This window comes from Mycobacterium sp. NPDC003449 (assembly GCF_053588415.1).
In genome coordinates, this window is sequence record NZ_JBSFPX010000048.1 from 1 (window position 1) to 24,981 (window position 24,981).

At 68.2% G+C, this 24,981-nt stretch carries 22 protein-coding genes and 1 pseudogene; 9 read left to right on the forward strand and 14 right to left on the reverse strand.

Features of this window, described 5'->3' with window-relative positions; genetic code table 11:
• From ACWDTP_RS14795 to ACWDTP_RS14805, 3 genes and pseudogenes are all read right to left on the reverse strand, one after another.
• Window positions 1-359, reverse strand: a pseudogene (locus ACWDTP_RS14795) (D-serine/D-alanine/glycine transporter); the annotation flags it as partial.
• Between the two features lie 118 nt (window positions 360-477).
• Complete coding sequence (lon, locus tag ACWDTP_RS14800) at window positions 478-2,817, reverse strand: endopeptidase La (RefSeq protein ID WP_450020885.1); 2,340 nt, start codon at window positions 2,815-2,817, stop codon at window positions 478-480.
• Between the two features lie 43 nt (window positions 2,818-2,860).
• Window positions 2,861-3,520: a VC0807 family protein gene (locus ACWDTP_RS14805; protein ID WP_450020887.1), complete on the reverse strand. Its 660-nt coding sequence runs from the start codon at window positions 3,518-3,520 to the stop codon at window positions 2,861-2,863.
• Window positions 3,521-3,594: 74 nt separating this feature from the next.
• Between ACWDTP_RS14805 and ACWDTP_RS14810 the strand changes: the two genes are divergently transcribed.
• Complete coding sequence (locus tag ACWDTP_RS14810) at window positions 3,595-4,521, forward strand: NADP-dependent oxidoreductase (protein WP_450020889.1); 927 nt, start codon at window positions 3,595-3,597, stop codon at window positions 4,519-4,521.
• Entirely contained in the window at window positions 4,518-5,240 is a 723-nt protein-coding gene (locus tag ACWDTP_RS14815) for an SDR family oxidoreductase (RefSeq protein ID WP_450020891.1), read from the forward strand. Before ACWDTP_RS14810 ends, ACWDTP_RS14815 begins: the two co-directional genes overlap by 4 nt.
• A gap of 65 nt (window positions 5,241-5,305) precedes the next feature.
• Here the strand turns inward: ACWDTP_RS14815 and ACWDTP_RS14820 are convergent, their stop codons facing one another.
• From ACWDTP_RS14820 to ACWDTP_RS14830, 3 genes are all read right to left on the reverse strand, one after another.
• Window positions 5,306-6,295, reverse strand: a complete 990-nt coding sequence (locus tag ACWDTP_RS14820; protein ID WP_450020957.1) for an esterase family protein — start codon at window positions 6,293-6,295, stop codon at window positions 5,306-5,308.
• 171 nt (window positions 6,296-6,466) lie between these two features.
• On the reverse strand, window positions 6,467-7,864 hold the full coding sequence (locus tag ACWDTP_RS14825) for a mechanosensitive ion channel domain-containing protein (protein ID WP_450020893.1): 1,398 nt from the start codon (window positions 7,862-7,864) through the stop codon (window positions 6,467-6,469).
• Window positions 7,861-10,029 (reverse strand): adenylate/guanylate cyclase domain-containing protein, encoded by a 2,169-nt coding sequence (locus ACWDTP_RS14830; protein ID WP_450020895.1) that lies wholly within the window; start codon window positions 10,027-10,029, stop codon window positions 7,861-7,863. Before ACWDTP_RS14830 ends, ACWDTP_RS14825 begins: the two co-directional genes overlap by 4 nt.
• A gap of 87 nt (window positions 10,030-10,116) precedes the next feature.
• On the opposite strand from ACWDTP_RS14830, the gene ACWDTP_RS14835 reads away from it, so the two are divergent.
• Window positions 10,117-10,554, forward strand: coding sequence for a DUF1810 domain-containing protein (locus tag ACWDTP_RS14835; protein WP_450020897.1), 438 nt, complete (start codon window positions 10,117-10,119; stop codon window positions 10,552-10,554).
• On the opposite strand, the gene ACWDTP_RS14840 is transcribed toward ACWDTP_RS14835, so the two are convergent.
• From ACWDTP_RS14840 to ACWDTP_RS14850, 3 genes are read right to left on the reverse strand one after another with little or no spacing between them, the layout of a single operon-like run.
• Window positions 10,538-11,845: an alpha-amylase family protein gene (locus ACWDTP_RS14840; protein ID WP_450020899.1), complete on the reverse strand. Its 1,308-nt coding sequence runs from the start codon at window positions 11,843-11,845 to the stop codon at window positions 10,538-10,540. The genes ACWDTP_RS14835 and ACWDTP_RS14840 overlap by 17 nt on opposite strands.
• Entirely contained in the window at window positions 11,842-12,321 is a 480-nt protein-coding gene (locus ACWDTP_RS14845) for a nucleoside deaminase (protein ID WP_450020901.1), read from the reverse strand. Before ACWDTP_RS14845 ends, ACWDTP_RS14840 begins: the two co-directional genes overlap by 4 nt.
• A 26-nt stretch (window positions 12,322-12,347) precedes the next feature.
• Window positions 12,348-14,057 (reverse strand): tetratricopeptide repeat protein, encoded by a 1,710-nt coding sequence (locus ACWDTP_RS14850; protein ID WP_450020903.1) that lies wholly within the window; start codon window positions 14,055-14,057, stop codon window positions 12,348-12,350.
• 15 nt (window positions 14,058-14,072) lie between these two features.
• Between ACWDTP_RS14850 and ACWDTP_RS14855 the strand changes: the two genes are divergently transcribed.
• Entirely contained in the window at window positions 14,073-14,702 is a 630-nt protein-coding gene (locus ACWDTP_RS14855) for a PaaI family thioesterase (protein ID WP_450020905.1), read from the forward strand.
• A gap of 4 nt (window positions 14,703-14,706) precedes the next feature.
• Here the strand turns inward: ACWDTP_RS14855 and ACWDTP_RS14860 are convergent, their stop codons facing one another.
• Entirely contained in the window at window positions 14,707-16,728 is a 2,022-nt protein-coding gene (locus ACWDTP_RS14860; protein ID WP_450020907.1) for an FUSC family protein, read from the reverse strand.
• A gap of 113 nt (window positions 16,729-16,841) precedes the next feature.
• Between ACWDTP_RS14860 and ACWDTP_RS14865 the strand changes: the two genes are divergently transcribed.
• The gene (locus ACWDTP_RS14865) at window positions 16,842-17,555 is read left to right on the forward strand and encodes an EthD domain-containing protein (protein ID WP_450020909.1); all 714 of its coding nucleotides are present in this window, start codon (window positions 16,842-16,844) and stop codon (window positions 17,553-17,555) included.
• 28 nt (window positions 17,556-17,583) lie between these two features.
• Window positions 17,584-18,351 carry an enoyl-CoA hydratase/isomerase family protein gene (locus ACWDTP_RS14870; RefSeq protein WP_450020911.1) on the forward strand — a complete coding sequence of 256 codons (768 nt, stop codon included), beginning with the start codon at window positions 17,584-17,586 and terminating at the stop codon, window positions 18,349-18,351.
• On the opposite strand, the gene ACWDTP_RS14875 is transcribed toward ACWDTP_RS14870, so the two are convergent.
• Together ACWDTP_RS14875 and ACWDTP_RS14880 are read right to left on the reverse strand one after the other, a co-directional pair.
• Entirely contained in the window at window positions 18,348-18,569 is a 222-nt protein-coding gene (locus ACWDTP_RS14875; protein WP_450020913.1) for a (2Fe-2S)-binding protein, read from the reverse strand. The genes ACWDTP_RS14870 and ACWDTP_RS14875 overlap by 4 nt on opposite strands.
• Before the next feature lie 12 nt (window positions 18,570-18,581).
• The gene (locus ACWDTP_RS14880; protein ID WP_450020915.1) at window positions 18,582-19,214 is read right to left on the reverse strand and encodes a fatty-acid--CoA ligase; all 633 of its coding nucleotides are present in this window, start codon (window positions 19,212-19,214) and stop codon (window positions 18,582-18,584) included.
• Window positions 19,215-19,454: 240 nt separating this feature from the next.
• Here ACWDTP_RS14880 and bfr point away from each other — a divergent pair, with 240 nt between their 5' ends.
• From bfr to ACWDTP_RS14895, 3 genes are all read left to right on the forward strand, one after another.
• Entirely contained in the window at window positions 19,455-19,934 is a 480-nt protein-coding gene (gene bfr, locus ACWDTP_RS14885) for a bacterioferritin (RefSeq protein ID WP_450020917.1), read from the forward strand.
• Window positions 19,935-20,082: 148 nt separating this feature from the next.
• A complete protein-coding gene (locus tag ACWDTP_RS14890; RefSeq protein WP_450020919.1) occupies window positions 20,083-22,143 on the forward strand; it encodes an MDR family MFS transporter in 2,061 nt (686 codons plus the stop codon).
• A gap of 42 nt (window positions 22,144-22,185) precedes the next feature.
• Complete coding sequence (locus tag ACWDTP_RS14895; RefSeq protein WP_450020921.1) at window positions 22,186-22,668, forward strand: carboxymuconolactone decarboxylase family protein; 483 nt, start codon at window positions 22,186-22,188, stop codon at window positions 22,666-22,668.
• A 7-nt stretch (window positions 22,669-22,675) separates the two neighbouring features.
• Here the strand turns inward: ACWDTP_RS14895 and ACWDTP_RS14900 are convergent, their stop codons facing one another.
• Both ACWDTP_RS14900 and ACWDTP_RS14905 read right to left on the reverse strand, forming a co-directional pair.
• The gene (locus ACWDTP_RS14900; RefSeq protein ID WP_450020923.1) at window positions 22,676-23,119 is read right to left on the reverse strand and encodes a nuclear transport factor 2 family protein; all 444 of its coding nucleotides are present in this window, start codon (window positions 23,117-23,119) and stop codon (window positions 22,676-22,678) included.
• Window positions 23,109-24,896 (reverse strand): N-acyl-D-amino-acid deacylase family protein, encoded by a 1,788-nt coding sequence (locus ACWDTP_RS14905; protein WP_450020959.1) that lies wholly within the window; start codon window positions 24,894-24,896, stop codon window positions 23,109-23,111. Before ACWDTP_RS14905 ends, ACWDTP_RS14900 begins: the two co-directional genes overlap by 11 nt.
• Between the last annotated feature and the right edge of the window lie 85 nt (window positions 24,897-24,981).

Here is a 24,981-nt window from a genome sequence, read left to right on the forward strand (position 1 = left end):
TAGGCGACGTAGCCCGAGATCGCCACCACATCGGCGACGCCGGTGACGATCCAGCAGAACCAGTAGGTCCAGCCGGTGAAGAAGCCGGCCCACGGGCCGAGCAGATCGGCCGCGAAGTCGGCGAACGACTTGTAATGCAGATTGGACAGCAGCAGTTCGCCCATCGCCCGCATGACGAAGAACAGCATGAAGCCGATGATCATGTAGACGAAGATCACCGAGGGTCCGGCCAGCGAGACGGTCTTGCCCGAGCCCATGAACAGGCCGGTGCCGATCGCACCGCCGATGGCGATGAGCTGGATGTGCCGGTTGGAGAGCTGGCGCGAGAGGTGCCGCTCGCCCGAGATGTCTGTTGTCACATGTGGAGGATTCCAGACGCCCGTCGGCGGCTTACTGTGACCCCAACACCGCGAGCGACCGTGTCGGTACGGTGACACGCCGTCAATTGCGTACCTGCACGGTCGCTCGCGAGGGTTGTCAGGCCGCTGCCGCGGCGGACTCGGCCGGTTCCAGAGCCACCGCGATGATGTCGGCGACGTCGGTCATCGGCCGAACATCGAGCGCCGCCAGCACTTCGGTGGGCACATCGTCCAGATCGGGTTCGTTGCGTTGCGGGATGAAAACCGTTGACAGCCCGGCCCGCTGCGCGGCCAGCAACTTCTGCTTGACCCCGCCGATCGGCAGCACCCGGCCGTTCAGGGTGACCTCGCCGGTCATCCCGACGTCGCCGCGCACCTGGCGCCCGGTGGCCATCGACACCAGCGCGGTCACCATCGTCACACCCGCCGACGGCCCGTCCTTGGGCACCGCGCCCGCGGGCACGTGCACGTGGATCTGACGGTCGAGCGCCTTCGGGTCGACACCCAGCTGCTCGGCGTGGGCCCGCACGTAGGACAGCGCGATCTGCGCCGACTCCTTCATCACGTCACCCAGCTGGCCGGTGAGCTTCAGGCCCGGCTCACCCACGTTCGAGTTGGCCTCGATGTAGAGCACATCGCCGCCAAGGCCGGTGACCGCGAGCCCGGTCGCCACTCCCGGCACCGCGGTGCGCTCGTTGGACTCCGGGGTGAATCGCGGGCGGCCCAGGTACTCAACGAGATCCGGCTCGTCCACGGTGAGCGGGGCATCGGCCGGGTCTTCGCGGGACAGCACCGTCGTCACCTTGCGCAACGCCTTGGCCAGCAGCCGCTCGAACTGGCGCACCCCCGGTTCGCGGGTGTAGTCGGCGGCGATCTTGCGCAGCGCCGCGTCGGTCACCGTGACCTCCCCGGCGGTCAGCGCCGCGCGTTCCCGCTGCCTGGGCAGCAGGTAATCGCGGGCGATGGCCACCTTGTCGTCCTCGGTGTAGCCGTCGATCTGCACCAGCTCCATCCGGTCCAGCAGGGCCGACGGGATGTTCTCGATCACGTTGGCGGTGGCCAGGAACACCACATCGGACAGATCCAGATCCAGGTCGAGGTAGTGGTCGCGGAAGGTGTGGTTCTGCGCCGGGTCGAGCACCTCGAGCAGTGCCGCCGAAGGATCGCCGCGGTAGTCGGAGCCCACCTTGTCGATCTCGTCCAGCAGCACAACGGGATTCATCGACCCCGCCTCGCCGATCGCCCGCACGATGCGGCCGGGCAGCGCGCCGACATAGGTGCGCCGGTGGCCGCGGATCTCGGCCTCGTCGCGCACCCCGCCGAGGGCGACGCGGACGAACTTGCGGCCCAGCGCCCGGGCCACCGACTCGCCCAGCGAGGTCTTGCCGACCCCGGGCGGGCCGGCCAGCACCATCACCGCACCGGACCCACGACCACCCACCAAGGCCATCCCACGGGAAGCGCGGCGGGCCCGCACGGCCAGGTACTCGACGATGCGGTCCTTGACGTCGTCGAGCCCGTGGTGGTCGGCGTCCAGAATCTCGCGGGCCCCCTTGAGGTCGGTCGAATCCTCGGTGCGCACACTCCACGGCAGGTCCAGCACGGTGTCCAGCCAGGTGCGGATCCAACCACCCTCGGGGCTCTGCTCGCTGGAGCGTTCCAGCTTGCCGATCTCGCGCAGCGCGGCCTCACGCACCTTCTCGGGCAGGTCGGCGGCCTCGACCCGGGCCCGGTAATCATCGGACCCCTCGGGTTCGCCCTCACCAAGCTCTTTGCGGATCGCGGTGAGCTGTTGGCGCAGCAGGAACTCCTTCTGCTGCTTGTCCATCCCGGACCGGACGTCCTCGGCGATCTTGTCGTTGACCTCCACCTCGGTCAGGTGCTCGGTGGTCCACTGGATGAGGTTTTCCAGGCGCACCGCGGTGTCCGCGGTCTCCAGCAGCTCACGCTTCTGCACATCGGTCAGGTACGACGCGTAGCCGGCCGTATCGGCGAGCGCCGACGGGTCGGTGATCTTGTTGACCACGTCGATGATCTGCCACGCCTCGCGCCGCTGCAGCATCGCCAGCAGCAGCTTCTTGTATTCGGTGGCAAGCGCTTTGGTCTCGTCGCCGGGCTCCGCCTCGGTGACCTCGTCCACCAGCACCCACAGGGCGGCGCCGGGTCCGGTGGTGCCGGATCCGATATGGCCGCGCTGTTCACCGCGGACGACGGCCGCCGCGCCGCCGCCGGGCATCCGGCCGACCTGCACGATCGAGGCGATGACGCCGTAGGTGGGGTAGCGGTCTTCCAGCCGGGGGGCGATGAGCAGCCTGCCGGATTCGCCTTCAGGCGCGGCGGCCTGCGCGGCCTCGACGGCGACGCGCGCGGCGTCGTCGAGTTCGATCGGCACCACCATGCCGGGCAGGACGATGGGCTCGCTCACGAACAACACGGGCACTGCGATTGGTGCGGACATCAAACCTCCAAAGTTCAGTCTGATGCGCTCAACTATCCCGGGTTCAGGTTTGTTCCCGGCTCGCCTCCTGGTTGGCCCACCTGATTGCCGCCCGTTTGCCGATCACGAATGTCGCCACCATCAGCACACCGATCAGCGCGAGGGTGAACACGGTGTTCACGGCGTTGGCGGCGTCCACCGGCAGGCTGAAGATGATGGCCAGGCCGCCCACCGTGCCGATGAGCAGACCGACGCCCCACATCGCTGAGAGCAGAATGTGGGCCCGGCGGATGTATTCACGCTCACCGGGTTGCGGAGTGTCGCGCACCGGATGCACCCGTTCGCCGACGATCTGGGTCAGTGGTCGGCCGATGAGGCAGCTGCCGAGGAACACCAATGCGCTGACGCCGCCGACGAGCGTGTTGCCCACCATCAGCATCCGGGCGTCCGACGTGGCCAGCCCCACGGCCAGACTCAACCCGAAATTCAGCATGAGATAGCCGGCGAACGGGTCGAGCCGCCGGGCCCTGATCGCGTCGTAGACGACCTTCGAGCCGGCCAACACGGTGGCGGTCAGCAGCGCGACGTATTCGGACACGCCCCCGGCCCGCAATCCGTAATAGGCCACCAGTGGCGGAGCGACGTCCAACAGGATCGACCGCAGGATGGGGCGCACCGACCTGGGTTCGGCCGCCGTGGCGGCCTGCGCGGGTTGGTTCACCATCGCCAAAATATGTGCGCAACCTGTCAGGTCGCTGGAAGGGAATAGCTGCCCGGACAGTCCTTGTCGTAGGTCCTATGAGTAGAGCAGTGCAGTTCGACGAATACGGCGGCATCGACGTGCTGCAGGTCCGTGACGTCCCCCGGCCGGTACCCGGCGACGGCGAGGTGCTGGTCGAGGTCAGGGCGGCGGGCATCAACCCCGGCGAGGCGATGATCCGCGAGGGTTACCTGCACGAGCGGTGGCCCGCCACGTTTCCGTCCGGCCAGGGCAGTGATCTGGCCGGGGTGATCGTCGAGGTCGGGCCGGGTGTCACCGGATTCGAGGTCGGCGACGAGGTGCTCGGGTTCTCGATGGGCCGGTCGAGCCACGCCGAATACGTCACCGCCCCGGCCGACCAGCTGACCGGCAAACCCGCGGGCGTGCCGTGGGAGGTGGCCGGGTCGCTGTACGTCGCGGGGAGCACGGCCTACGCCGCGGTGCGGTCGCTGAACCTGAGGCCGGGGGACACCGTCGCGATCTCGGGTGCCGCAGGCGGAGTCGGCTCGATCGCCGTCCAGCTCGCGGCCCGCACCGGCGCCGCGGTCCTCGGGATCGCCGGCCCGGCAAACGACGACTGGTTGCGCGGGCACGGCGCCGTCCCGGTGAATTACGGTGACGGCCTTGCCGATCGGTTGCGCACGGCGTCGCCGTCGGGTCGTGTCGACGCGTTCCTCGACCTGTTCGGCGGTGGCTACGTCGCGCTGGCCGTCGAGGAACTGGGTGTCGCCCCGGGGCGGGTGGATACCATCATCGACTTTGAGGCCGTAGAGACGTTCGGTGTGCTGCTCGTCGGGAGCGCCGAGGCGACCACATCGGCCGTCATGGCGGAGCTGGCCGGTCTCGTCGCATCGGGGGACCTGGAGGTGCCGATCTCCCGCGTGTATCGGCTGGATGACGTCGGTGACGCGTACCGCGAACTCGAGCGCCGTCACACCCGCGGCAAGCTGGTGCTCGTTCCGTGACCGATCCGATCGCGGGAAGAGTCGTCGGGATCACCGGTGCCAGTAGCGGAATCGGCGAGGCCACGGCGCGGCTGCTCGCGGCCAGGGGCGCCCGGCTGGTGCTCGGCGCACGCCGCATCGACCGGCTCGACGCGCTGGCCGCCGAGCTGCGCGACGGTGGCACCGACGCCGTCGCGGTGGCCACCGATGTGACCCGGCGGGCCGATCTCGAGGAACTGGTCGGTACCGCGGTCGACCGGTTCGATCGCCTCGACGTACTGGTGAGCAATGCCGGCATCGCCTCGCTGGGGCCGATGGCCCACGGCGATGTCGCGGGGTGGTCGGACATGATCGAGGTCAACCTGCGGGGCGTGTTGTACGGGATCGCCGCGGCGATGCCGGTCTTCCTGCGCCAGGGCCGCGGCGACTTCGTCACCACGGTCTCCACTGCGGGCCTGAAGATCGTGCCCGAGATGGGTGTGTACGCGGCGACCAAGAACGCGGTGCGCACCGTCATGGAGGCACTGCGTCAGGAGTCGACCGACGGAACGATCCGGACCAGCAGCATCTCGCCGGGTTACATCCGTACCGAGCTCGGCGGTTCGGCCCAGACCCGTTCCAATATGGCGGCGTTCGCCATCGCGCCGGATGCGGTGGCCCGCGCCGTCGCCTATGTGATCGAGCAGCCGCGCGATGTCGAGATCGGCGAGCTCGTCATCCGCCCGACCGTGCAGGGCTGAGTCACCCCATGAAGCAGGGAGCCTGCCGTCGGGGGTAACGGCAGGCTCCCTGGGTGGGTGGTTCTCTAGGTGGCGGCTTGAGCGCCGAGGACCCGCTGGATGTCGGGCTTCATGGCCTGCAACTGCTGGCCCCAGTAGCCCCAGCCGTGCGTGCCGTTCGGCGGGAAGTTGAACACCGCGTTGGTGCCGCCTGCCGCGATGTAGTTGTCCCGGAACGTGACGTTGGTCCGCAGCGTCAGCCCTTCCAGGAACTGTGCGGCCATCAGGTTGCCGCCCGAGGCTCCGGCGTCCAGGTCGGACGGGGTTCCGGTGCCGCAGTAGATCCACAGCCGGGTGTTGTTGGCGACCAGCTGGTTGATGTTGACCATCGGATCGTTGCGCCGCCAGGCCGGGTCGGTCGACGGGCCCCACATGCTCTCGGCGTTGTAGCCGCCCGCGTCGTTCATGGCCAGCCCGATCAGCATCGGCCACCAGCCCTCGGACGGGTTGAGGAAGCCCGAAAGCGTTCCGGCGTAGATGAACTGCTGCGGATGATAGATCGCGTAGGTCAGCGCGGCGCTACCGGCCATCGAGAGACCGACGACGGCGTTGCCCGCCTGTGACACCCCGCGGTTGGATTCCAGCCACGCCGGCAGTTCCTGGGTCAGGAAGGTCTCCCACTTGTAGGTGTAGTCCTGCCCGTTGCCCTTCGACGGCTGATACCAGTCGGTGTAGAAGCTGGACTGGCCGCCGACCGGCATGACCGTGGACAACCCGGACTCGTAGAACCATTCGAAGGCCGGGGTGTTGATGTCCCAGCCGTTGAAGTCGTCCTGCGCGCGCAGGCCGTCGAGCAGGTAGACCGCATGCGGTCCGCCGCCCTGGAACTGCACCCGGATGTTGCGGTTCATCGAGGGGGAGAAGACGTCGAGGTACTCGACGGGCAGCCCGGGACGGGAGAATGCGCCCGCGGTGGCCGACCCCCCGGCCACGCTGATCAGGCCGGGCAGCACCAGCGCCGCCAGGATCCCGATGACCGACCGACGTAACGCTTTCCACGCTGACATGTCTCGCATGTTGCTGAAGACGTTCATAACGGCAACCAACCCACCTTTCAATCAAGCCACCAGCAATTGCCGTTGCTTTGCGAGCAAAGTGAATCACGCACCACATCAGTCACACGCGTAACAACGCCGGGCCGGCGGATCGCGGTTGGCTAACGATTACGACTCGGCGCCGAGACCCGATCAGTCGACGGCGGCCAACGCCTGCTGGGCGCAGCTGCGGCGGTCCTCGATCATCCGCCCGATCTCGTGCAGCAGCAGCGGGTTGACGGCGACCAGTGCCTCCAGGAAGTCGCGGTCGATCTGGAGCACCGTGGTCTCGACCACGGCATGTGCGGTCGCGGGCGACCCTTCGCGGGTCAGGGCCGTCTGGCCGAGGAAATCGCCTGGTTCCAGCGTGCGCACCGGGACCACCGCGGCGTCGCGGCCGATCACGGTCATCAGTACCCGGCCGGCCACGATGAAGCTCATCCGGCCGGGAACCTCGCCGGCGACCTGCAGGGTCTCGTCGGCGCCGAACCGGGCCAGGGTGGCATGGGCCATCACATCCTGTTGCTCGGTGTGGCTCAGGCGCAGCGTGGGCGCCATCGTCCGAACGGCTTTGGCCATGCGTTCGGGCGTGGTGAACCCGTCGTCGGCCCCGTCCAGATGCAGTTCGGCGCGCCGCGCCGCGTACCAGAGCCAACGCAGGAACGTCGATTTGGCGGCCCCGTCGTCGGCGGGGGAGCGCAACGGTATCGACGTCCGGTACTCGGTGCCGCCCAGCGCGACCGCCTTCGCCGCGGCCCCGGGCCTGCGCTGGGGTAGTTGGGTGGCGATCCGGGTGAGCAACGCGCACACGGCATCCGGCGGATCGGACGACCCGAACACCGACACGATCGACAGCGAATGCGACGACGGAGGACTGCTCAGGTTGGTGAACGACGCTCCGGCCAGCACCGAGTTGGGCATGATCTGCATACCGCTGCCGGTGTCGATATGGGTCGCGCGCCAGTTCACCTCGACGACCCGGCCGCGGGCGGACGGGGTGTCCAGCCAGTCGCCGAGCTGAAACGGCTGCTCGAACAGCAGCAGCAGACCGGAGATGATCTGGCCGACGGCGTTCTGCAACGCCAGGCCGAGCACGATCGAGGTGACGCCGAGGGCGGTGAACAGACCACCCACGTCGGCACCCCATACGTAGGCGAAGATCATCCCGACGCCGATCGCGATCAGCGCGAACCGGGCCACATCGAGGAATATGGACGGAATCCGCTTGCGCCAACTGCCCTCCGGGGCGCCCTGGAACAGGGTGGCGTTCAATCCGGACAGCAGCAGGATCATCACCACGAAACCGAACACGGTGGCCACCACCCGCACGGTGGTGGCCTCCGCCGAGATCTCGGTGGCCTTCACCAGCAGGATCAGCAGCGCGCCGAGGGGCAGGATGTAGTTGCGCAACAAGCCGACCGGCCTGGCCAGGTAGCTGCCGCGGCGGGCCAGCGCGTTGTGCAGTTCGGTGAGCAGAACCAGGCCGACGGGCAGACCGATCGCCACCGCGAGGGCCCAGTAGAACCAGTCGGCCTCCAGCACGCTCCTCATTGCTGGCGCTCCGCCAGCCGCCAGATCGGCTCTTCGACGCCGCCCACCGTCACCGGGTCGGCCGCGGTGAACTGCCGGGCGTCACCCATCGCGTCGTAGACCCGGCCGGTGACATAGACCCCGGCCTGCGGAGCCCCGCTCTGCACCTGATAGGCGAGATCGACTGCGGTACCCCACATGTCGTAGGCCAGGCTGGAGCGGCCCACCAGGCCGCTGCTCACCGTCCCGGTGTCGATACCGGCCCGGAGCTTGATGTCACGACCGGACTCGGCCCGGAACCGGTCCACGATGCGCTGCAGCTCGATCGCGAAATCCACGGTACGGCGCACATTGTCGAGCCTGGGCACGGTCAGTCCGCAGCTCGCCAGGTAGCCGTTGTGCAGGGTCCGCACCTGTTCGATGCCGAGACTCTCGGCGGCCGCGTCGAACTGGCGCACCAGCTTGTTCACGATCGTGAGCAGCTCATCGGCACTCAGGTCGGCCGACAGCGTATCCAGCCCGACGAAGTCGGCGAAGATGACGGTGACATTCTGGTGGTCGAGGGCGATGTTCTCCTCGCCTTCGCGGTAACGCTGAACCATGGGTTCGGGCATCATCGACAGCAACAGCCGGTCGTTTTCCTTGCGTTGCTCTTCGAGCAGATCCTCCTTGATGCGCAGGTTCCGGCTCATACCGTTGAAAGCCACTGTGAGATCGCCGAACTCATCACGGGACTGCACGGGCAGGGTCACGCCGTAATCCCCGGCGCTGATCTGCTGGGCGCCGGCCTCCAGCCGCCGGATGGGCCGGACGAAGAAGCGGGCCAGCAGGATCGCGGCGATGCAGACCACGAAGATCATCGCCACGGTCGACAGCACGAGCGTTCTGGTGAACGCCGCCACGGGGGCGAACGCCTCGGAGGTGTCGAGTTTGGCCACGATCGTCCAGTCCAAACCGGGCAGGTCCACCGGCGCATAGGACTGCAGCGCTTCCTGGCCACGGTAGCCGGGTTCGATGACCGTGCCGGATTGGCCGCGCTGGGCCAGCTGTGATGCCTTGTCGTTCACCGGTTGCACCAGTGTCGTTCCACCCTGCCGGATGGACTCCTCGGCGATGTCCGGCGGGGTGCCCGCGTCGATGACGTCCTTCTTGAACTGCTCGCGGTTCTCCAGGAAGAACCGCGAGTCCGAGCGCATCAACCCGTCCGGCCCGACGAGGTAGGTCTCGCCGGTGCGGCCCATACCGGCTTCTTCCCAATGACCGCCCATCGTCATGATCCGGTTGATGCCGGTGATCGGGAATTGCAGGGCCAGCACGCCCTCGACATGCCCTCCGGATCCGATCGGTGACATCAACCATGCGGTGGGCGCGTCGGCCGGGGTATAGGGCCCGAAATCGGTGACGGCGACGTAGTCCACGGCATTGGATTCCAGCGCCTTGCTGTATCCCTCGGTGAGTTTGCCGCCCTTATACGGTCCCGTATACACATTGGTGCCGAGGTCCGGGCCCTTGTAGGCGCTGTAGACGACGTTCCCCCTGCCGTCCAATAGGAGGGCGTCCTCGTAGTTGAACTTGGTGACGATCTCTCGGAAGAATTCGTTGAACCGGGCGTTGGCCGCCGACCACTCGCTGCGGTCGCCCGCGTCGTCGAACTTGATCGCCTTGTCGTAATCGTCGAACGGGGCCGTGTAAAGGGCCTGGAGATACTTCTGCGCATTCGACGTCGGCAGCAGCGCGGAGACGTCGATTTCCTCGTCCGTTTGCCCGCCGTCGGGTTTGGTGAATTGCTTTTGGTACCAGTCGTTGATCTGCTTCTGCTGGGCCGGGCTGATCGTCGCGTCACCCAGCTGATCGAAGCCAGCGGTAAAAGCCCGGGCCGCCTCGGTCGCGGTCGAACCCCTGGTGTAAACGATGAGCGAGTCGCGAATGTTGGCGATTTCCGCTTCCAGTTGACGGACCTGCGAGGAACGGACTTCGGTCAACCGGTCGAAAACCGAGTCGCGCAACGAACTACGACCGGATTGATAACCGATGAAGCCGACGACGGACGCCGACAGCACGCTCGTCACCAATAGCATGGTGAGCAATTTGGACTGGATGCTGATCCGGGACACCACCCGGCGCCGAGGTTTCTTCAGCGTGGGCACCGGTTCGACGGTTCCCTCGGCATCGGTTGTAGTTGTCATCGCAACGGAACATTAGCCGGGTTATTGCGACTTCCGCCCAGTTTGCGGCGAACTCGTCGATGACGTGTTTATGCAATAGTTGGCGGGGTGGGCACCGAAGATGATCCATTTGATCTTCGCCGATTCACCGAGGCGCAGGATCATATTTACCCGAGAGTGCTCGACGAGTTGCGGGCGGGCCGAAAACGCGGTCATTGGATCTGGTTCGTCTTCCCGCAGCTGCGCGGGCTTGGGCGCAGCGCCACCGCGGACCGTTACGGCATTTCCTCGCGCGCCGAAGCCGTGGCCTACCTCGGCCATTCGACACTGGGCCCCAGACTGCGGCAGTGTGCCCGGTTGGTCGCGCAGCTCGAGGGCCGCAGCGCCGAGGAGATCTTCGGTTGGCCGGACTGCCTCAAGGTGCGCTCGTCGATGACGCTGTTCGCCGAGGTGAGTCACGAACCCGAGTTCGTGGCGGTGCTCGACGCGCTCTACGACGGCGAGGCCGACCGGCTCACGCTCGAGCTGCTCAGTTCGGCTCGATGACCAGCCAGCCGTGCGGGGCGATCTCGGTCGCCACCACATCGGCCTGTGGTGGTGCGCCGGAGCCGGCCACCACCCGCCCCGACGGCACCCCCAACTCGGGCAGGGACAGCTGCCAGGGGGCGTCGTCGACGTTGAGCGCGACCACCAGCGCGCCGCCGTCGGCCGCCGTCCGGTACACGTAATGGGTATTGGTCAGCTGCAGTGGTGTGGTCGTCGCGGTGTGCAGCCACGGGTGACGGCGGCGCAACCCGATCAGGAACTGGTGCAGCCGTAACACATCCGAATCCGCTGGGGGAGTGGTGAACTCCGGTCGAACGGCGTCGTCGCCGCCGCGGCGGTCCTCCTTGACCCCGAGGTAGGCCGCCTCGTCGCCGGCATACACGCTCGGGGTGCCGCCGATGGTGAGCAGCAGGACCAGCGCATGCTCGAGGTGTCGGGGATTGCGCAGCTGACTGGCGATCCGGGTGACGTCGTGATTGCCGATGAAGGTCATCGGCACGAAGACGTCGAGAAACTCGTTGTGGCGCTGCAGGGCCCAGTCCAGCTCGTGGAAATTGCCGTCGTTGAGGCTGGACCAGATCGCCTTCCAGAGCTCGTACTGGGTGACCGAGTCGAAGGTGGCCGCGCGCACGGTGCCGGAATAGTCGCCGTGAATCACCTCGCCGACGAACCAGGCGTCCGGGTAGTCGTCGCGCACCGCGGGCAGCACCTGTGCCCAGAACCGGTCCGGCACCGCGTATGCGGCGTCCAGCCGCCACCCGTCGGCGCCGCGGCCTAGCCAGTGCCGCATCACGGCGGCGGTGTAGTCGACCACCTCGGGATTGTCGTGGTTGAGTGCGATGAGCTCGTCGTGGCCCTCGAAGGTGGCGAAATCCCGCTGTGCACCCCGGCGCCGGAACCAGGCCGACGCCGGGTGGTCCTGGCCGCCGTCCAGCGCCTCGCGGTAGCGGCCGAAATCGGTGCCGACGTGGTTGAACACCCCGTCCAGCAGGATCCGCAGGCCGCGCCGGCGGGCCTCGGCCACGAGGTGATCGAAATCGGCGTCGTCCCCCAGGCGTGGATCCAGCCGGAAATGGTCGGTGGTGTCATAGCCGTGGGTGCGGGAGGCGAAGACCGGCCCCAGCGCGAGACCCGAGGCACCGAGTTCCACGGCGTGATCCAGCCATTCGACGATCCGGCGCAACCGATGCTCGTCGGCGCCCGGCGCCGGGTCGGCCGGGAAGGCGCCGACGAAACCCAGCGGATAGATCTGCCACCAGATGGCGTGTGCGACCCAGCCCGGCCCGGTCATCGCCGGAACTTCGCCGAGTACAGCGCTTTCATCTGTTCCGCGAGTTCGGGAGCCGGTCCGTCCACCGCCACGCCCGGCGCCACCGTGGGGATCGGCAGGGCCGCCACCGGCGCGGCCGGGGCACCCCATCCGGTCAGCCAACCGGTCAACTGCGCCGAGGAGGTGGCATAGACGATGCGGCCCAGGCCCACCCACGCGTGCGCCGCGGCGCACATCGGGCAGTGCTCACCCGAGGTGTAGACCGTGGCCGCGGCGCGCTGCGGTGGGTCGAGCCGGTCGACGGCCCAGCGGGCGATGGCGAACTCGGGATGCCGGGTGGCATCGCCGTCCTTGACCCGGTTGCGGTCTTCGAACCGGGTCGTGCCGGACTGGTCGACCAGAATCGAGCCGAAGGGTTCGTCGCCGTCGTCGAGCGCCTCACGGGCGAGCTCGACGCAGCGGCGCAGGTGCCGCAGGTCGTCGTCGCTGATGGCCACAGCTGGAGTTTACGCGGCGCCGGGGTTCAGCCCCCGCAGCACGGATCGGCCACGGCGAGGCGGCACGCGCAGGACGCCGTGATCGCGACATCGGCGCGGGCCATGGCCAGGGCCAGTTGCCCGCCGATCACCGCGGCCTCGGCGTCGCGGCCCAGCCGGCGCAGGCATTCGTGGTAGCCGTGCAGGCTCCAGACGTTGTTCGGGTGCTGGCAGGATCGGCTCAGGGTGGGGTCGAGGCCGAGGTCGGCGGCATAGACCCGGGCGGCCCGCTCGACCTGGCCCTGCTCGAGGAGCAGCGCACCGTAGGCGTGGCGGGTGGGCTGCATCCACCCCCACGGTTCGTCGTAGGGAAGGGCGTCGTCGAGTTCGACGGCGCGCCGCAGGTGGTCGAACGCGGTGTCGTAATCGCCCTCCCGATAGGCGATTTCGCCGTCCAGCATGGCGGCCGCGATGGCCAGGATGTCCAGGCTGGTGTTGTTGAACAGGTAGCGGGTGTCGGGGATGCGCCGATACGCGGCGGTGAACGCCTCGCGTTCGGCCCTGGCCCGGGCGAGGTCGCCCTTGGCGGCGTGGGCCACGCCGCGACCGTAGTGGATGGTGGCGGTGGTGGTGCAGTACAGGTCCCGGTCGGTGGGCAGCGGCTCGGCGATCAGGTCGTCCCACCGGCCGAACCGGATGAGCACGTGGATCCGCAACGGTACGAAGGCCTCCAGCCAGTCCGCCATCGGTGGCGATTCGACCGAGAGGACCTCGGGGGTGAGTTGGCCGGCGAGTTCGTCGGCGGCCCGCAGGGCGATCTGCGAACTGCCCTGAAACATCGCCGAATACACCACGAAGTGCAGGTCGTGGGCGCGGTAGAGCGAGTAGAAGTTCAGCGGCCCGCGCTGTTCGAGGAATTTGCGATCGGCCTGCACCGCAGCCAGATTCGCGACCACCGAAGCGTGGTAATCGCCGCACAGCACATCGATGTGGCTGGGCATGTGGCGCAGGTGCCCGGCATCGGGCACCAGGTCGCGCAACCGGTCCGCGGCGGGCAGGGCGTCCTGTGGGGTCCCCGACATCTCCATGGTGTGGATGTAGAGGTGCAGCACCCCCGGATGCTCGCCGCCCCGCGCGGTGGCCAGTGCATCGTCGAGGATCCGTTTGGCTTCGCGTACCCGCGAGCCGGGGGCGGGCTCACCGGTGCGGCCGTCCCACAACGACCATGCGGTCACGTTCACCAACGCGTCGGCGGCCAGCGCCTGGACGTCGACATCGTCGGGGTAGGTGTCCGCCAGGGCGGCCATGGCGTCGGCGTAGTCGTGGTGCCCGGCCAGCAGGGCCGCGGTGTCGGACGGGTCGTCGGTGGGAAATCGCTTGTGCAGGGCCGAGATCAGGTCGCGTTCGACCGGGCCCGCCCGGCCCGCCCCGGCCAGGGCGAGCTCGGTCCTTGCCCGCCGCAGCGAGGTGGCCAGATCGGCCGGATCGAAGGCGTCCCACGCCTTGTTGTAATTGGGCCCGACCGCATATGCGATACCCCAGCGGGCGATCGCCAGGTCCCCGTCGAGTTCCAGAGCCCGCTCGAAACAGCTGACCGCCTCCTCGTGATTGAAGGCGTAGGCCCACACCAGGCCCCGGTCGAACCAGGTCTGCGCCCGCGGCGAGGCGGTGTCGACCGGCCGGTGATAGGACCCGAGCCGGTAGTACGGCTCGTCGGGAGCGGGAACCGTCACTATTGGCACGATAGTGCAGAACATGTTCTAGTTCTCGGCATGCCGGGATTCACCCATGCCGAGGGACTCACCTCGGCCGACGTGGCACACCTGCGGGCGACATTCGGGCCGCTGGCCGAGTCGGTGCGCGAGCTCATCGACGCCACCATCCGCTCCGAGGCCGATCCCGAGACGGTGGCGGTCGCCAAGGCCGAGATCGACGCCGCGACGGCCCGCCTGCGGGAACGCCAGATCGACGGGGCCTTCGGCGTGCGCTACACCTCCGACGGTGACCGGATGCCATGGGGCAACCCGGCCATCGGTCTGCGCAATCCGGTGGCGCCGCCGCTGCTGATCGTCGAGGACGGCAACGGTGGGCTCGGCACGGATTTCCGCCTCGGCGCGGCCTACGAGGGTCCACCCGGGCATGTGCACGGCGGCATCGTGGCGATGGTGCTCGACCATGTGCTCGGCGAGGTGGCCGCGAGCGATCCGGCCAGCCCCAGGTTCACCGGCACCCTGACGATCCGGTACCTGCGGGCGACGCCGCTGGGCGATCTGCACGCCGAGGGCCGCATCACCCGCACCGACGGGATCAAGGCTTTCGCCTCCGGGCACGTCTCGGATGCGCACGGCATCACCGCGGAGGCCGAGGGCGTGTTCATCCTGCCGAAGTGGGCCCGCGGCTGATCGGCTACCGGGCCTGACCGGTGGCCGGTTCGATCCGGTCGATGGAGATACCGACCAGGCTGCGGGTGATGGTGGACAGCTCCGCGACCAGGATGCGGGCCGCCCCGTTGTCGGCGGCCAGTGTGGAGGCCACATCGTGGACGCGTCGAAGCGCCGTCGTCACCTCCACGGTGTCCAGGCTCCACGGCACCGCCGGACTGGGCGGCGCCCCGCGCAGCGCCTCCACATAATCGTCTACGGCAGCGATGAATTCGCCTTGCAGCGCCGACGAAGGATGAGTCGGCAGGCTGTTCTCCAGGGTGGTGCAGGCACTGGTGACCGAGTTCAACGCGGTCCGGTAGGAGCGCAGCCAGCCGCGCAGGACCGGTGAGTCCAGCCGGGCCACGCCCCACGCCGCCTCGAATGCCGCCCGCGCGCGGAAGGCCCGCTGCCAGGCCGCCGAGAGGGCCTCGGACGGATGGTCCACCTCGTGCACGAAGGCCTTCACCACCAGCGCGGCATAGTCGATCTCGGTCATCAGCAGCTCGCCCGCCCGTTGCCGCAGCCGGATCAGGGCGTGGTCGGGCAGCATCACGTGCGCCATCACCGCCAGGCCGCCGCCGAGCGCGACGCCGACCAGCCGGTCGGCGGCGCCCGGCCACGCCAGGACCCCGCTGACCCCGACCGCGAAGACCACCGCGGCGCCCAGCGCGGCGCCGACCGCCAGGTACCCGAAGCGCGCCACCGCGTAGCCCACCCCGATGAACGCGGCGGCACCGACGGCCGACGCCGGGCCGCCGGGCTGCCACATCAGGGTGAGGCCCGAGGCGATCAGGATGCCCGCGGCCAGGCCGGCCATCCGGCCCGCACACCGGGTATAGGTGTGCGCGGTCTCCGGCCGCAACACGATCACCACGGTCAGCGCGATCCAGTATCCGTGCTCCAGACCGCCGAACCGGGCGGCGGCCGCGGCCAGCGCGGTGGTCACCGACAGCCGGATGGCGTGCCGCAGGATCGGCGACGTCCAGGTGAGGTGGGACCGGACCACGGCGGGCGCCGAGGCCAGGGGGCCGACCAGGTCGGGCCGGTGCACCTGGCCGAACCGCAGCACCGTCGCCTCGTGGAGCTGCTCGCAGAAGCGTTGCGCGACCACGGCATGAGGTCCGGTCACCGCGGCCGCCGCGGCGTCGACCCCGGCCAGCGCGTGTTCGGCGTCGCGGCGCGCGGTGTGCCCCTGGTCGGCGATGGCGTCGAGCAGGGCCGCCGCCGCGGCCAGCAGCGCAGCCACGCCGCCGTCCGGATCGGTATCCGGTGCGTCCCCGCCGCGCGGTTCGGCGGCCCGCAGTGCGGCGACGGTGACGGCCAGGCGTTCGGGCAGCCGGAAGCCCCCGTGATAGGCCCGCGGGCGCTGGCTCACCTGGCTGTCGGCGAACACCTCCCGCAGCCAGGTCAGCGGGGCGTCGTCGACGTCGGCACGGCGGTCGGCGGCCACGTTGCGGGCGTCGGTGGCCAACGTCCGGTACGCGCGGGTCAGGCCCTCCCGCTGGACCCGCCAGCGGCGCGGGGGCCACACCGCGATCAGCCCGGCCTGCACCAGGCCGGCCAGGAACACCAGTGCCGGGGCCAGCAGCGCGTCGGCGAGGGTCGGCGCGGTCTGCGGGGCGATGACCAACAGCGCGCAGGCCGCGGACGCGACCAGTCCGGCGTTGGCTCCGAGCGACCACTGCATGCCCGCGGCGAAGCACCAGAGCGCGACCGCGACGACGAACACCACGTTGTGCGATCCGGTGAGCACGCCAAGCAGCACCGCGATGGCCAGCTCCAGCGATGCGGTGATGATCAGCGGCACTCGTCCACCGGGGCTGCGCTGCAGCGAGATGGCACCCGCGATGATGCCGCCGGCCAGCGTCCACATCGCGGTCGGCCCGGACCCGAACGCCAACGCGGCCGCCGTCATCGCCAGGACACCGACGAGGCTGCGAACCACCGCGCCGGTGTCGGGAGTGTTCAGCCGTAACGCGTCGGCTGCCTGTCCGCCCGTCTGCACCCGTCCATTGTCGCGCCACCAGGGCCGGTTGACCGCCAACCGGCGGCTGCGGCGCGGCATCACCCGGACCGGCGGCGGCCCGCCGGCCCGGGGGCGTTGTAGGTTTAGCCATCGTGGAGAAGGTGATCGTCGTGATGCGGGCGGCCGAGGCCGACGAAACCTGGTGTGACCGATTGCTTTCCCAGGTGGCCGACCGCCTGCTGGACACCGGCGTCCCCGGTGTGACGGTCAACGTCCGCGATGACGCGGTACGGGGCTCCCTGATGACGCTGACGACGCTCGACCCGCCGGTGGTCGCGGTGGTGAGCCTGTGGACCGAGCAGTACTACGGGGACCGGACCGGTGCCGCCATCGAGCTGCTGAGCGCCGAATGCGATTCCGCGGCGGCATATCTGGTGACCGAGTCGGTCCCACTGGCCGCGCCCGCGACCGCACCGGGGCAGCGCACCGACGGCCTGGCGAATATCGCGCTGCTGCGGCGCCCCGCCGATCTCGACGAGGCCACCTGGCTGCGGCGCTGGCATATCGGCCATACCCCGGTGGCGATCGAGACCCAGGCCACCTTCGGCTACACGCAGAACGCGGTGGTGCGGCCGATCACCGCGGAGGCGCCGGTGCTGGCCGCCATCGTCGAGGAACTCTTCCCGCAGCGGGCGGTATCGGATCTGCACGCGTTCTTCGGCGCCGCCGACGATGCCGATCTCGCCGACCGGATGCGGCGGATGCTGGCCAGCACCGAGACCTTCGGGGCCAGCACCGACGTCGACACCGTGCCGACCAGTCGGTACGTCCTGCGGAGTCCGTTCGGCGCACCCGGCCCGCCATAGTGGAACGTGTTCTAGTTACGCTGCACGGGTGACCCTCCAGATCGACGACGCCAACCGGGTGCGCACGCTCACGCTCAACCGTCCGGACGCGCTGAACGCGTTCAACGAGGCGCTCTACGACGAGATGACCAACGCGCTGCTGGCTGCCGCCGAGGATCCCGAGGTGGCGGTGGTGCTGGTGACCGGTGCCGGCCGGGCGTTCAGCGCGGGCAACGATCTGGTCGAGATGCAGACCCGCATCACCAATCCGGATTTCACCCCGGGCGAGCACGGCTTCTACGGCATGGTCGAGGCGCTCACCGCGCTGCCGAAGCCGTTGATCTGCGCCGTGAACGGCGTCGGCGTCGGGATCGGCGTCACCATCCTGGGATTCGCCGATCTGGCGTTCATGTCGGCCACCGCGCGACTGAAGTGCCCGTTCACCAGCCTGGGTGTGGCCCCCGAAGCCGCGTCCTCGTATCTGATGCCCCGGCTGCTCGGGCGGCAGAACGCGGCCTGGCTGCTGATGTCCTCGGAGTGGGTCGATGCCGCGCAGGCCCGTGAGATGGGCCTGGTGTGGCAGGTGTGCGAGCCCGACGAGTTGCTGGCGGCAGCCAGGACGCACGCCGAAATCCTTGCCGCCAAACCGATTTCCAGCCTGACGGCGGTCAAACAGAGTATGATGGCGCCGATCCGGGATGAGATCGTCGCGGCCACCGAGCGGGAGAAGGCGCTGTTCGTCGAACTGGTCGGGCAGGCCGCCAATGTCGACGCGCTGGCCGAGTTCTCCGGTCGCAAGGGGCCTGAGGGCGGCTAACGGCGGACCCGGGACGGGCAGCCGTTGAAGCCGGGTGAGCCGTCGGCGGCCGGCTGGGTCTGCTGGGCGGCGATGATCGCCCGGATGGTGCGCCGGCACCGGCCGCAGTCGCCGCCGGCCCCGCACGCGTCGGCGACCTCTTTGGACGTGCTGGCCCCCGCCGCGATGATCTCGTTCACGACGTGGCTGGTGGCTCCGGTGCACAGGCAGACGAACATCAGTGCACCCGGCTATTCCTGCTCCGCCACGGACATCACGTGGGCCAACTTGCCGACGAACAGATTGGGGTAGCCGCCGAATCCGGCCTTGGTCATCCATTCGGCGGCCGCGTCGGGGTGATCGATCCACCGGCGGGCACTGACCTCGTCCTCGATCTCCTGCAGGATCATCACCTCCTGCCCGTCGTCGAGCGCCCGGTACACCCACACCTTCCTGACCCCGCTGTGCTCGAACCGCCCCAGCCCGTCGTGGACCTTGCGCATCAGGGTCGGCACATCGTCGACCACCGCGACCGCGCCGACGATGACACCGGCCACATAGTCCGGCGGTCCAGGTTCGGCCAGGTCGATTTTCTCGACGACCTCGCCGCCGAATATGGGCGGGATATCTTTGACGCCGGAAATATCGAACCATTCGAATATCGCCGGCGAACGTAAAACATCGCGTATCGACTTGGCCCGTCGAATACCGATCGTCACGAGGACCCGGCCCGGCTCCCAAATGGACGTATACAGCACGACATGATGCGCGCCGATAGCCGCCAATCCGGCCCGATGTTTCTTCAACCATTTCCACATCTGATCGACATCATCGACCCGGAAATCACAGGAAATAATGAGCGAGTGCAAATCGTACTCACCCATGTTCAACTGCCTTTCTCGACGACTCTCCTGCGTGTTAGCGGAGTCTAACCTTACTTAGGACAGGCAGTCCAGCCTTCGTGGCCACGCGTGGCGGGGTCCCGTCCCGCGTCGGTCGGCTGACCGCCGCCGGTGCCGGAATTCGCTTTAACCATTGCGCCACACCGGGTTTTCTGCACTACATTGGAAGTGCACGGCAAACGGCAACACTTGACCAGCCCTCAAGGTGTTTTAGGAGCGACCATGCAAGGCGACCCGGACGTTCTCAAATTGCTCAACGAGCAATTGACGAGCGAACTCACGGCGATTAATCAGTATTTCCTTCATTCCAAAATGCAGGATAACTGGGGATTTACCGAACTGGCCGGACACACCCGTTCGGAATCATTTGAAGAGATGCGTCACGCCGAGGCGATAACGGATCGAATTCTTCTTCTTGACGGCCTGCCGAATTATCAGCGGCTGTTCTCGTTGCGTGTCGGGCAGACCCTGCGTGAACAATTCGAGGCCGACCTGGCGATCGAGTACGAGGTGGTGGCCCGGCTGAAACCCGGCATCATCATGTGCCGCGAGAAACAGGATGCGGTCAGCGCCAACCTGTTCGAGACGATCCTCGGCGACGAGGAGGGTCACATCGACTACCTGGAGACCCAACTCGAGCTGATGGACAAGCTGGGAGACGCGCTCTACGCCGCGCAGTGCGTGTCCCGGCCGCCGCAGTAACGCCGGGGTGGGCCGCTGAGTTTCAGCCCAAGCCGCCTCGGGTAGCCGGTGAACCGCCGGCGCCCGGGGCGGTTTTCTTTCTGCTGTAACTTTCATAGGCTGTCTAACGATATCGGTTCTGGAACCGGCAGACCGGCGAAAGGATCCCATGGCCAGCCCACCACCGACCGCACAAGAACCCTCCGGCGGCGTGCTGCTCAGTGTGCGCAGACGCAATCTGGTGTTCGTCGCGGTGCTGCTCGGCATGCTGCTGGCCTCGCTCAACCAGACCATCGTGGCCACCGCCCTGCCCACCGTCGTGGCCGATCTCGGTGGTGCGGGCCATCAGTCGTGGGTGGTGACCAGCTACCTGCTCGCCTCCACGGTGGTGACCGCGGTGGTGGGCAAGGTCGGTGACATCTTCGGCCGCAAGGCCGTGTATCAGGTAGCCGTCGTCTGTTTCCTGGCCGGGTCGGTGCTCAGCGGGCTGTCGGGTTCGATGGCGATGTTGGTGGCCTCCCGGGCACTGCAGGGCATCGGCGGCGGCGCGATCATGGTCACCTCGACCGCGTTGATCGGTGAGGTCATCCCGTTGCGGGACCGCGGCCGTTACCAGGGTGCGCTCGGGGCGGTGTTCGGTGTCACGACCGTGGCCGGCCCCCTGCTTGGCGGTTTCGTCACCGATCACCTCGGCTGGCGGTGGGCGTTCTGGATCAGCATCCCGGTGGGCATCGTCGTGCTCCTGGTCGCCGCCGCCACGATCCCGGCGCTGACATCGCGTCCGGCCCGTCCGATCATCGACTACGCGGGAATCTTCTGGGTCGGGCTCGGAGCGTCCGGCCTCACCCTGGCCACCAGCATGGGCGGCGACCTGGCGTGGACCTCACCGATCATCATCGGGCTCATCGTCGTGTCGGTCGCGGCCCTGGCCTGGTTCGTCCGGGTGGAGACCAGGGCGGCCGAACCGATCCTGCCGATGCGCCTGTTCCGCAATCCGGTGTTCTCCATGTGCTGTGTGCTGTCTCTGGTCGTCGGCTTCGCGATGCTCGGCGCGCTGACCTTCATGCCGACCTTCATGCAGTTCGTGGGAGGGGTCTCACCGTCCGAGTCCGGATTGCGGACCATGCCCATGGTGATCGGGTTGCTCATCACGTCCACCGCGAGCGGCAGCCTGGTCGGCCGCACCGGGCGGTACAAGGTCTTCCCGGTCGCGGGCACCGCCATCATGCTGGTCGGTTTCGTGCTGCTGTCGCGGATGAATGCCGCCACACCGATCCCGATGCAGTCCCTGTACCTGTTCATCCTGGGTGCCGGCATCGGAATGTGTATGCAGGTACTCGTCCTGATCGTGCAGAACACCTCGGACTTCGCCGATCTGGGCGTGGCGACCTCGGGCGTGACGTTCTTCCGGACGATCGGCAGCTCGTTCGGCGCGGCCATCTTCGGCTCCCTGTTCGCCGGCTTCCTGTCGGATCGGCTGCCGGGAGCGCTGTCGGCCGGCGGGGCACCACCGGCCGCGGCGGATTCCCCGAAGGCGTTGCACGAGCTGTCCCCGCGGGCCGCCGCCCCGATCGTGGATGCCTACGCCAGCGCCCTGGACCTGGTGTTCCTGTGCGCCGCGCCGGTGGCGCTGCTCGGGTTCATCGTGGCGCTGTTTCTCAAGGAAGTGCCGCTGCGGGAGATGGATGCCACGGCCGCACTCGACCTGGGCGAGGGGTTCGGCATGCCGAGCACCGAAACGGCCGACGACGTCCTGGAGACCGCGATCAGCAGGCTGATGCGACGTTCACCGGAGATCCGGTTGCGCATGGTCGCCGGACAGCCCGGGTGTGAGCTGGACGTGGCCGGGCTGTGGGCGCTGTTGCAGATCTACCAACACACTCAGGTGTTCGGCACGGCCCGGCTGACCGAGATCGCCGACCGGTTACGGGTCCCGCACGAGGTTTTCGAGCCGACGTTCGACCGGCTGGTGGGCGACCGGTACGCGTTGCGCACCGGCGATCAGTTGTGGCTGACCCAATCCGGAGTGCAACAGGTGGACGCCGTTTCGGCGGCGCTGGTCGGACGGATCGTGGACAAGCTTGAGACGTCGCCGTTGTTCGAAGGCCGCCCCGACCGCGCCCAGGTGGAGGCGGCGCTGGAACGCATCGTTCATCGGGCTCTTGTGCAGCGCGACTGGGGCGACGATCGCGCCGAGCTGACCGCACCGGGACCGGCGGGCAGAAACTAGAACTTGTTCCAGATTTGCCGTCGCGCGCGTACGATTCCGGCCATGAGCCGCATTGGAGAGTTCCCCGACGACGACGTAGCGGGCTGGGTCCTGCGATCTCCCGACATCGGCACCGCGATGGCCAACTTCACCAACGCGGTCTACACCAAGGGCCGCCTGCCGCTGCGGGTCCGCGAACTGGCCCGCATGGTGATCGCGCTCGACAACGAATGCGCGGTGTGCCAGAACACCCGCGACGGCGACGGTGCGGCCGCGGGGGTCGACGAGGATCTCTACGACCACGCCGCGCAGTGGCAGACCTGGCCCGGCTACAGCCCGGCGGAACGGATCGCCGCCGAATTCGCCCACCGGTTCGCCACCGGACACACCGAACTCCGCGACGACGAGGACTTCTGGGCGCGGGCCGGTGAGCACTTCGACGCCGAACTCCTCACCGATCTGGCCCTGTCGTGTGCGATGTGGCTGGGGATGGGCCGGATGCTGCGCACCCTCGACATCGGCCAGAGCTGCAAGATCACGCTGTAGGACCGCGTCAGACCAGGCCGGTGGCGTCGAACATCCACGACATATCCGCCGTGGCGAAATCGGACATCCAGGTCGGCGGGGCGTGGTTGGCCAGCGCCCCCATATCCCAGTAGTCCTTCCACAGGGTGACCTTGCCACCCTCGACCCGGTGCACGGTGACGAACTGCAGGACAGCGGACTCGCCTGTCTCCCAATGCCATTCCTCGTGATGCTCGTACATGGCATCGCTACCACTGTGCACCAGCAGGCCGGTGAAGTTGCGGTAGGACGCCAGCGGCTGCAGGCCGATCTTGAGGCGTTTGACGATGTCCTCGGGCCCCCTGGCCGCCGCGGTCGGCCCCACCGGCATGTCCAGATAGATGCAATCCTCGGACAGATAGGTTTTGAGCCGGTCCCAATCGCGGTCCGAGAGCGCCTGCCACAGACCGAGCACGGTGTCCTCAACCGACACTGGCGAACTCACCCCACTCGGTCGGCTGTGCCGGGGAGCGGTGCGCCGCGCGCAGGAACCGCCCGGTGCGCCGCGCGCCGACCAGACCGGTGGGCGCACCGTCGAGGAACACCGCGCGCCCGCCGACGAACACCGCGTTGACGGTGTCGTCGTTGCGGTTGACCATCCGCGACAGCCCGCCGTAGTGGTCGACGGTGTCCTCGGCGTAGGCGTCGAGGGTGTCGTCGAGTCGCTCGGGGTCGAGCACCAGCAGGTCGGCGCGGTCTCCGATGCGCAGGTGGCCGGCGTCGATGCGGTACCAGTCGGCCAGCTCACCGGTGAGGCGGTGGACCGCGTGCTCCGCGGTGAGGAACGGCGTCCCCGCCCGCTCGGCGTCGCGGACGTGGCGCAGCAGCCGCAGCCCCATGTTGTAGAAGGCCATGTTGCGCAGATGGGCGCCGGCGTCGGAGAAACCCAGCTGGATCCCCGGGTCTCTGGCGAGCTTTCTGAGCACCTCGGGTCGGTGGTTGGAGATCGTGGTGTGCCAGCGGACCCCGGTGCCGTATTCGAGCACCAGGTCGAGGAACGCGTCGACCGGGTGCAGCCCGCGCTCCCGCCCGACCTGGCCGAACGACTTTCCGATCACCGACCGGTCCGGGCACGCGACGATCTCGGCGTCGAAGAAGTCGCGATGCCAGACCCGGACGCCGAACCTGCTGTCGTAGTCCTTGCGGAACCGGCGGCGGTAGGACTCGTCGCGCAACAGCTCGTTGCGTTCCACCTCGTCGCGCAGGTGCAGCGCGGCGGCCCCGGAGCCGAACTCCTCGAACACCACCAGGTCGATGCCGTCGGCGTACACCTCGAAGGGCACCGGGAGGTGTTGCCAGCGGAAGTTGCCGCCGAGGGTGTTGACCGCCCTGGCCAGCGGGCCCATGATCAGGACCGCGTACGGGTTGGCCTTGACGTCGGCGGCCGAGAGCAGGCTGGTCTTGAGCGGGTTGCGGAACCAGCCGAGGGACTGGGCGATCTGGGAGAGCAGGTTGAGCGGGTTGGAGATGTCGGGCCCGGACTGCAGCACCCGGCCGGTGCGGCGCAGCAGCGCTTTCAGCCTGCGCAGCTCGCCGGGCCGGGCATAGGTCGACGGCAGGGTGCGGGACCGGCAGGTCTCACCATCGATCTTGTCGAAAAGCAGTTGTTGTGAGGACATTCCGATGAACCCGGCCTCGAGGGCCGATCGCAGCATCCGCTCCATCGCGGCCTGCTCGGCGCGGGTCGGTCGCTGGTTCTTGCTGGTGGCGCGATCGAGCCCCATGACCGCCGTGCGCATATCGGAGTGTCCGATGAAGGCGGCCAGATTCGGTCCCAGCGGTAGCGCTTCGAGGGCTTCGATGTACTCCTCGCAGGTCGTCCAGGTCTTGTTGGCGTCGACAGCGGCGATCACGTGTTCGCGGGGGATGGCCTCGACCCGGCCGAACAGATCGCCCGCGTCGACGCCGCCGACGTGCACGGTCGACAACGAGCACGAGCCGAGCAGCACCGTGGTGACCCCGTGCCGCAGCGACTCCGACAGCGACGGTCCGTTCAGCACCTCGACGTCATAGTGCGTGTGGATGTCGATCAGGCCCGGCAGCACCCATTTGCCGGTGGCGTCGATGATCTGCGGGCCCCCCGAGGCGTCGAGGTCGGCCGCGGAGACGTCGACGACGTGTCCGTCTCGAATCCCGATGTTGCGCACGGCCGACGGCGCTCCGGTGCCGTCGAACCAGCGGCCGTTGCGGATGATCGTGTCGAAGGTCACCAAGTCATAGAACAGCCGGGTCGGCGCGGGTGTCAACGAAATCAGTGAACAACTTTCAAAAAATGTCAACTGGATCCGGATTGCG